General features: G+C 64.9%; 7 protein-coding genes, 1 tRNA gene and 3 pseudogenes. 3 read left to right on the plus strand and 8 right to left on the minus strand.

The window, feature by feature from the left end; genetic code table 11:
• Positions 1-123: 123 nt before the first annotated feature.
• The 3 genes from KF708C_RS06270 to KF708C_RS06280 all read right to left on the minus strand — a co-directional run bounded on the left by KF708C_RS06270 (position 124) and on the right by KF708C_RS06280 (position 2,259).
• A complete protein-coding gene (locus KF708C_RS06270) occupies positions 124-447 on the minus strand; it encodes a rhodanese-like domain-containing protein (protein WP_020204229.1) in 324 nt (107 codons plus the stop codon).
• Positions 448-461: 14 nt separating this feature from the next.
• Positions 462-1,115 carry a protein-L-isoaspartate O-methyltransferase family protein gene (locus KF708C_RS06275; protein WP_059411185.1) on the minus strand — a complete coding sequence of 218 codons (654 nt, stop codon included), beginning with the start codon at positions 1,113-1,115 and terminating at the stop codon, positions 462-464.
• 340 nt (positions 1,116-1,455) lie between these two features.
• The gene (locus KF708C_RS06280) at positions 1,456-2,259 is read right to left on the minus strand and encodes a TetR/AcrR family transcriptional regulator (protein ID WP_059411187.1); all 804 of its coding nucleotides are present in this window, start codon (positions 2,257-2,259) and stop codon (positions 1,456-1,458) included.
• Positions 2,260-2,472: 213 nt separating this feature from the next.
• Between KF708C_RS06280 and KF708C_RS06285 the strand changes: the two genes are divergently transcribed.
• The 3 genes from KF708C_RS06285 to KF708C_RS06295 all read left to right on the plus strand — a co-directional run bounded on the left by KF708C_RS06285 (position 2,473) and on the right by KF708C_RS06295 (position 4,351).
• Positions 2,473-2,784, plus strand: coding sequence for a YkgJ family cysteine cluster protein (locus KF708C_RS06285; RefSeq protein WP_059411189.1), 312 nt, complete (start codon positions 2,473-2,475; stop codon positions 2,782-2,784).
• Entirely contained in the window at positions 2,784-3,344 is a 561-nt protein-coding gene (locus KF708C_RS06290) for a DUF1439 domain-containing protein (protein ID WP_059411191.1), read from the plus strand. The genes KF708C_RS06285 and KF708C_RS06290 overlap by 1 nt, the downstream gene beginning before the upstream one ends.
• A gap of 125 nt (positions 3,345-3,469) precedes the next feature.
• Positions 3,470-4,351: an undecaprenyl-diphosphate phosphatase gene (locus tag KF708C_RS06295; RefSeq protein WP_059411193.1), complete on the plus strand. Its 882-nt coding sequence runs from the start codon at positions 3,470-3,472 to the stop codon at positions 4,349-4,351.
• A gap of 104 nt (positions 4,352-4,455) precedes the next feature.
• Here KF708C_RS06295 and trmB read toward each other — a convergent pair.
• The 5 genes and pseudogenes from trmB to KF708C_RS06315 all read right to left on the minus strand — a co-directional run.
• Positions 4,456-5,318 (minus strand): annotated as a pseudogene (gene trmB / locus KF708C_RS06300) (tRNA (guanosine(46)-N7)-methyltransferase TrmB).
• Positions 5,291-5,365 (minus strand) — tRNA-Gly (locus tag KF708C_RS06305). The pseudogene trmB and the gene KF708C_RS06305 overlap by 28 nt, the downstream one beginning before the upstream one ends.
• 203 nt (positions 5,366-5,568) lie before the next feature.
• Positions 5,569-6,012, minus strand: coding sequence for a hypothetical protein (locus KF708C_RS06310; protein WP_059411194.1), 444 nt, complete (start codon positions 6,010-6,012; stop codon positions 5,569-5,571).
• Between the two features lie 86 nt (positions 6,013-6,098).
• A pseudogene (locus tag KF708C_RS35490) lies at positions 6,099-6,308 on the minus strand (IS3-like element ISAzo10 family transposase); the annotation flags it as partial.
• Positions 6,309-6,382: 74 nt separating this feature from the next.
• Positions 6,383-8,031 (minus strand): annotated as a pseudogene (locus KF708C_RS06315) (hypothetical protein); the annotation flags it as partial.

Raw genomic sequence — 8,031 nt, forward strand, 5'->3', positions numbered from 1 at the left:
CCAGTCGGCCGGCCGGCGGGCGCGGCTTGCGTTTGCATCGATCAGCGTTCAAGGGGAGCGGCGCCGCCAGCCTGCCGGCGCCGCGATAAAGGACCAAAAAGGACGAAAGCGACTGCTGCGCGGTCAGTACTTCGGCATGGCCGGGTCTACCTGGCTGGCCCAGGCATCGATGCCGCCGCTCAGGTTGTAGACCTTGCCGAAGCCTTGCCGCTCGAGGAAGCCGGCCACCTGCATGCTGCGCATGCCGTGGTGGCAGATGCAGACGATGTCGGCGTCCTCGTCGAGCTCGGCGGCGCGCGCCGGGATCTGGCCCATCGGGATATGGGTGATGCCGGGCATGGCGCAGGTCTGCACCTCCCAGCCTTCCCGCACGTCGAGCAGCACCGGCGCCGGGCGGCCGGCGTCGGCCAGCCACTGCGCGAGTTCGGGAGCGTTGATGACCTGCATGTGGCCCGTCCCGTTCAGAAGTGGAAGCGCGACGGCTGCTCGGCGCCGGTCAGCGGCGCGACCACGGTCTCGAACAGGTTGATGGTCTTGTATTCGGTCTCGCTCACGCGCGTGATGATCTGCGCTTCCATCGCGGGCTGCGTGCCGACGAAGGCGGCGATGCGCCCGCCGACCTTGACCTGCGACAGGATCGAAGCCGGCACCGAGGGCAGGGCGCCGGAGATGCAGATCACGTCGTAAGGCGCGCCCGCGGCCCAGCCGGCGGCGGCATTGCCTTCGGCCACGTCGACGTTGGTCACGCCGGCGTCGGCGAGGTTCTTGCGGGCCAGCGCGGCCAGCTCCGGCAGGATGTCCACGGTCAGCACGTGGCGCGCGCGGTGGGCCAGCAGGGCGGCCATGTAGCCGGAGCCGGCGCCGATCTCGAGCACCTGCTCGTGCTTGCGCACGGCGAGTTCCTGCAGGATGCGGGCCTCGACGCGCGGCGCCAGCATGTTCTGGCCGCCCGGCAGGGGGATTTCCATGTCGACGAAGGCCAGCGCGGCATACCCCTGCGGCACGAATTGTTCCCGCTTGACCACGGCCAGCAGGTCCAGAATTTCCTGGTCCAGCACATCCCACGGGCGGATTTGCTGTTCGATCATATTGAATCGGGCTTTCTCGAGATCCATCTTGCCATTCCTTCCAGTGCCAACCGCTAGTTCAGTTCTGAGTCCGGCCGCGCGGTGCAAAGGGCCGGGGAAATCCATCCAAACCTGGGATTTTAACCCCTCGCCAAGGCAGTTGCGCGACGCGCATGGGCCGATTTGTGGCTCGCATGCCGCAATCCGGCCATCCCGTCGCCGCGGCAGCGCTCTCGTGCTGGCCGTGCGCGCCGGTATCCGGTGGCGCCGATGCGCGCGATGCCCTGGCCGCCTCGCCTCGCCCGCGCGCGCACCAGCGCCCGCCGCATCTCGCCCGAGACCTTGTCCTCGCCCTTGTGCGAGGCCCGGCTGCGCTTCCCGCACCGGATCATTCGGTCTCCGGCGGCCGCGTCGGCGGGGCCGCCGCGTCCTGCTGCGTCTGGGTCCGCTCCAGCGCTGCGCGTTGTTCCTGCTGTTCCTGCAGCATCAATTCCCAGACGTAGGGCCCGACCTTGGGCGGCAGGGGCGTATCGCGCGCCGCGCCCGTGGTCAGGCCGAACAGCAGCATCTGCAGCAGGTTGTCGATGAACGCCTCGGGATCGATCTCGAGGTTCGAGAACGTCCCGAACCCGCGCTGCCACAGCATCAGGAACATCAGCGGCGCGCAGATCAGCGAGCTGGTGGGGTTGGCCGGCACGGCGCGCAACTCGCCGCGCGCCGTGCCGCGCGCCAGCACGCGGGCGAACAGCTCGTCTCCCGGCACCGTCACTTCCTCGTGGTAGAAGCGGGCGATGTCGGGGAAGTGATTCGCCTCGGCCATGATGAGCTTGGTCAGCCCCGCCACCGGCGTGGCGCCGATCAGGCCCCACCAGCCGCGCAGCAGTTCGCGCAGCAGCTCGGCGGTGCTGCCCTCGAAGCGCTCCACCAGGTCGACCCCGCGGGCCAGCGCGGGCCCCAGGTTCTCCCGCACCACCGTCTTGAACAGCTCTTCCTTGTTGGCAAAGTACAGATACACCGTGCCCTTGGACACGCCCGCCGCCGCCGCGACATCTTCCAGGCGGGTGGCGGCGTAGCCGCGTTCGACAAACAGCTCGAGCGCCGCGGCCACCAGTTCCTGCGGGCGCGCGGCCTTGCGGCGGGCCCAGCGCTTGGGGTTCGCCGCGGCTTGATTCTGGTCTGGGGACTTGTTCACTTGGGGCGCGGCGCGCCTGGGCCGGCGCGTTCTTGGCGAGACATGTCGATAAATAACCCTTGGGTCAGTAATGTAGTGGAGCGGAGGGGAGGCGGTCAAGCCGGCATGCGCGCCATCGCCACCCCGTCCGAGGGGTGCCGTGGCGCGGTGCGACGCAACAGGCTTGGGGCACAATACGGCCTGCCGGATCCGCTCCGTGCCCGAACCTTTGCCATGTCCGCCCAGCCTGAATTCTCCTGCCGTCCCGATTGCGGCGCTTGCTGCACCGCGCCGTCGATCACGTCGCCCATCCCCGGCATGCCGCACGGCAAGCCGGCCGGCGTGCCGTGCGTGCAGCTGCTGCCGGACCGCCGCTGCGCGATCTTCGGGCAGCCTTCGCGGCCGGCGTTCTGCGCGGGGCTCAGGCCCGCCGCCGACATGTGCGGCACTTCGCGCGGGCAGGCGCTGGCATGGCTGGCGCGCCTGGAGGCCGCCACGGCGCCCGCGCCGGACGCCGCGGTCCGCCGAATGCAAGGAAACCAATGATGGTCACGATGACTCGCCGGCGCTGGCTGGCAGCAACCGGCACCGCCGCGCTCGCCGCCGCGATGGCGGGCTGCGCCATGTTCGGCAACGACTACACCTTCTCGCAAAGCCAGTTGCAGGCCGCGCTGGAGCGCAAGTTCCCGTTCAACAAGCGCTACATGGAGCTGTTCGACATCCAGCTCGCCAACCCGCGCCTCACGCTCGACGCCGAGCGCAACCGCGTGAACGTGCAGTTCGACGCCACCATCGACAACCGCCTGTTCTTCCGCCAGCCGCTGGCCGGCCGCTTCGCGCTCGACAGCGGCTTGCGCTACGACGCGCCCAGCCGCTCGCTGGTGCTGCAGGACCCGCAGGTGCAGCAGTTCGACGTCAGCGGCCTGCCGCAGCAGTTCACGCGCCAGCTCAACGCGCTGGGCGGCATCCTGGCCGAGCAGTTGCTGCAGGGCTATCCGCTCTATACCTTTCGCCCCGACCAGTTGCGCCTTGCCGGCAGCAGTGTCGAGCCCGGTACAATCACCGTCTTGCCGGACGGGATCAACGTCAAGATCAACCGCCCGTGAGCGTCGCGCGCGGCTGACCGCGGGCGCGTTCGCGGCGTCTTCATGGCGCGGCGGTTTTCCCCTGGCGGCCTTTCGACGATGCTCCGGTTTCTTTCCTTTTCATTCCTTCGCCCCAACCAACCAGCATGGATATTGCGCTCGCCCTGAAAGCCGTGATCCTCGGCATCGTCGAAGGACTGACCGAGTTCCTGCCCATCTCCAGCACCGGCCACCTGATCCTGGCCGGCCAGCTGCTCGACTTCAACGACGAGAAAGGCAAGATCTTCGAAATCGTGATCCAGTTCGGCGCCATCCTCGCCGTGTGCTGGGAATTCCGCCACCGCATCACCAGCGTGGTGGGCGGGCTGGCCAGCGACGAGAAGGCGCGCCGCTTCGCCGTCAACGTGATCGTCGCCACGGTGCCGGCGATCATGCTGGCGCTGGTGTTCGGCAAATGGATCAAGGCCCATCTGTTCAACCCGGTCACCGTGGCCACCGCCTTCATCGTCGGCGGCGTGGTGATCCTGTGGGCCGAATGGCGCGAGGCGCATCGCGGCCGCGTCTCGCACCCGGCCGGCAACGCGCTGCTGGAAGCCGCCAAGGCCGGCGCGCCGCGCATCGAGTCGGTGGACGACCTCAACTGGCGCGACGCCGTCAAGGTCGGCCTGGCGCAATGCTTCGCGCTGATCCCGGGCACCTCGCGCTCCGGCGCCACCATCATCGGCGGCATGCTGTTCGGGCTGTCGCGCCAGGTGGCGACCGAGTTCTCGTTCTTCCTGGCGATCCCGGTGATCTTCGGCGCCACCGTCTACGAGCTGTACAAGGCCCGCGCGCTGCTGTCCGCCGACGATCTCGGCGTGTTCGCGGTCGGTTTCGTGTTCGCGTTCCTGTCGGCCTTCCTGTGCGTGCGCTGGCTGCTGCGCTTCGTCGCCACCCACGACTTCAAGCCGTTCGCGTGGTACCGCATCGTGTTCGGCGTGATCGTGCTGATCACCGCCTACACGGGGATGATCGCCTGGCACGCCTGAAGCGGGCGGCTGGCGCGAGCGCAAAAAAAAGCGTGGCTGCAAGTAGCCACGCTTTTTTCATTGGCTCGACGCCAGGCCCATTTCGGGCCCGCTTCAGGCCTGTTCTAGGCCCGCTTGCGGAACACGACATCCCACACCCCGTGCCCGAGCCGCACGCCGCGGCGCTCGAACTTGGTGACGGGGCGATAGTCCGGCCGCGGCGCGAAGCCGCCCGGCGCATCCGAGGTGTTTTCCAGCGCCGGCTCGCCCGACAGCACTTCCACCATCTGGTGGGCGTACTCCTCCCAGTCCGTCGCGCAATGCAGGTAGCCGCCCGGCTTGAGCCGGCTCGCCAGCAGCTTCACCAGCGGCGGTTGCACCAGGCGGCGCTTGTTGTGGCGCTTCTTGTGCCAGGGATCGGGGAAGAAGATGTGCACGCCGTCCAGGCAGCCGTCGGTCAGCATGTGCGCGATGACCTCGACCGCATCGTGCGGCATGATCCGCACATTCTCGATGCCGCGCTCGCCGATCAGCTTGAGCAGCGCGCCCACGCCCGGCTCGTGCACCTCGCAGCCCAGGAAGTTGTCCTGCGGGCGCAGCTGCGCGATATGCGCGGTGGTCTCGCCCATGCCGAAGCCGATCTCCAGGATCGCCGGCGCGGCGCGGCCGAACGTGGCTTCCCAGTCCAGCGGCTGCGGCGCGTAGGGCAGGATGAAACGCGGGCCCAGGTCGTCGATGGCGCGCTGCTGCCCGGTGGAAGTCCGCCCCGCGCGGCGCACGAACGAGCGGATGCGGCGCGGATGCGCCACGGCGGCGGCCTGGTCGGGCGCGTTGCCGGCATCGTCGGCCGGCGTCGGGTCGGAACTGGGGTCTTGGGGAAGCATGGCAACAAAAAAGCCGCCGGGCGAAGCCTGGTCGGTCGATGACCAGGTGGCGAAGGCGGCTCGTCTCAATTCGAGGTGGAGCGGGCGATGGGAATCGAACCCACGTCTTTAGCTTGGGAAGCTAAGGTAATGGCCATTATACGACGCCCGCGAACCCGCCATTCTATGCGGGATTCCTGGGATTGTGCAAGCGTTGGAAGTGTTTGCTGCATGCGAAAGTGTATCCACTACCATTCGGCTTGCTGCATTCGCTTTGTCTGGAGGCAATCCTCAATGGCCATTCAGCTCTGCGCTACATAACGGCTGATTCCGAGCCCGGAGCGGTCGCCAGCCCCGTTGGCAGGAGCTGCGTGGCTATTTCGCGACCGCCCCGTGCAGCGCGGGCAGCGCCATGTAGCCCGCCTGGATCGCAGCAACGCAACATCCCAGAAGAACAAACATCAACACCACTGCGCATTCGAACAGCGCAAGTTTCATCGACCACCAGCGTTTAGCCGTCTGTTTCAGGCACGCGACGCGCGTGCCCCCGATCGGCGGATAGTCAGCGAGCGCACGTGCCTTCTCAGGGAGAGCGCGTTGCGTGCGAAAGGCGCGAAGAAACGCTGCGCCGTTGAACCAGGCGGCAAGCACCGCCATCGCCCATACGCCGCAGCCGACAATAGTTGTTGACGTCGCGGGATTGCCGCCCAGGCTGCCGTGTAGAAAGACCGTTCCGATGAAGCCAAGCACCGCCATCACGGACAGATTTCTCAGAAACGTCAGGTATGCGTCGCGCCCTGTTTCAGTCTGCAGAAACATCTTCTTTGGCTCCTTGTTGCCTGTTGAGTGAGCCCAGCGCACGGCCGGATCCATGTGGATGGGCTGGACTGGCTCGGGCTGGCGCGCGCCTCATCCGGCTCGGCCAGCGCCTGCGTGGCGCTCTGCCGCCAGTTGACCAGATCCTGCAGGTACACCCCGTTGGCACGACACCAGGCGCTCTTGGCTGCCTCGTCCATGGCAGCGGTGGTCAGCACCGCGTCGAACCGGGCGGCCGCTGTCCAAGTCCGCTCGCGAGCGGGCTTGGACAGCGACTCGCTGCGCCAGCGCTCTAGGGTATACCACACGCTCACACGGTCAGTTCGGCGCTGCCGACGTTGTTTTGAACACCATCCTTAGTTTTCTTGATAGTTCAGACCATGGTCTGGAAGATGTAGCGGCCAACCCGGAGGATGGTTTCCTCGTGCCTGTTGGCATAGTACACACCGAGGATGTTCGCCTGATTGGCTGCCAAGTGACGCCACACTCCTTCTTCCAGCATGAGCTCCTTGAATTCCCTGAGATCCTGACTCACGTGAATGGCCGAGCCGTTGTTGTCCGGCGTGAAGAGACTGACGTCCTTTAACGGGAAATACCCCTTGAATGACAAACTCGAATCCCGCAGTTGCCAGTCGTAGCCTTTTTCGGAACTGAGGATTTCTGAGCCGATGTATACCAACCCGTCGCCCACATCGGCGAAGGCGGGCGGCGTCCGATAGTGGCCGAAGCTGGTGCTGCCGCCCCAGTTACACTTTTGCCAGGACTTGGCTGCACCGTAGTACATGACAAACGGCGGCATTTCGGGCTTCTTTTTGTCGCGCAAGTACGATCGGTCGTATTCGCAGAAGGCTACCAGCGCATTTCGTCCCGGGAGGGCACAGATCGTCTCGACCTCTACGCCGTCATCAGGGGTCGGTGACTTGTCCCAGCGTTGCCAGGGTCCATCGAGCGTGTCCGCGCAGAACACGATTGTCCTGGCATAGGAGCTGGTCTTTGTCGAATCGGAGAAAAAGCCTTTCTCGATGTAGCTGTATCGCTCATATTGCGTACAGATCCACAGCCACATGCCATTGAAATAAACAATATCCTTAGTGGATAGGCGGCCATCGTTGAGCGAGAGATTACTGTTATTGGCCGGTACTGGGCCCAATCTATGTCGCCATTCGAGGGCGTCGCTGGAATAGTAGACGCCTTCATTGCGTGTGCCGCGCGAGGTTGCTCTGTTCCGGATGAGCCAAGTACCGTTGACGATGGAGATGCTCTCGAACCAGACCTTGAAATCCGGGGTATCGAGTAGCACCTCCTGCCAATGGACCCCGTCTTCGCTGCGATAGAACACGTCATTGGAGTCGATGCTGGCGACAATCAGCCAGATCTTGCCATCCGTCTTGATGTGGTTGATCTTGTCTGGATCGCAAGGCGGGTTCTCCACCTTCGTCCACTCGATCGTGAACAGGTGCTCTCCACCATCCTTTGTAAGGGTTACGGATTGCTTCTCCAGTTTTTCTAGTTGCTCCCGGCGCAAGCGATCCGCCTGCTTCTGTTCCCGGATCTTGACGACGGACTTATCGAAATCTCCTTCCATGAAGAATCCGATCTGATCGGAAGCGTCGCTGCATGCTCGCGAGAACGCTTCCAGCACGCCTTCGACCTGATGGTAGTAGCGTCCGAACTGATCACCCCAGTCTTCGTTCTCGGCCGAATTGTCGAGTTCATAGTCCGAGTAAGCGATGTCGTCATCGTACTCGAAATCGGGCATGCCCCACCGGGAAATCAAGCTGTTGGCTTGAGATAACGCCGAATGATTCTCGGTGATCAACGCGCGGGCCTTCTTGCGATGTTCGTTTAGGCCGGATAGCGCGGAGCTACGTCCCATGCTGCACACTGTTGCCGAGGCCTTGTCAGTAAGGCCGCTCAGGAAACTGCCATCGGAGAAATTGAAGAAGACTGAATGTTCCATGCCTTTTGCGTACACGCTGCTCATCTCCAGCAGCTGTCGCGTAACGCGCCAACTCACTGCGT

Origin of the sequence: Cupriavidus basilensis (genome assembly GCF_000876015.1) — a bacterium.
In the GTDB taxonomy this organism is placed as follows: domain Bacteria; phylum Pseudomonadota; class Gammaproteobacteria; order Burkholderiales; family Burkholderiaceae; genus Cupriavidus; species Cupriavidus basilensis_B.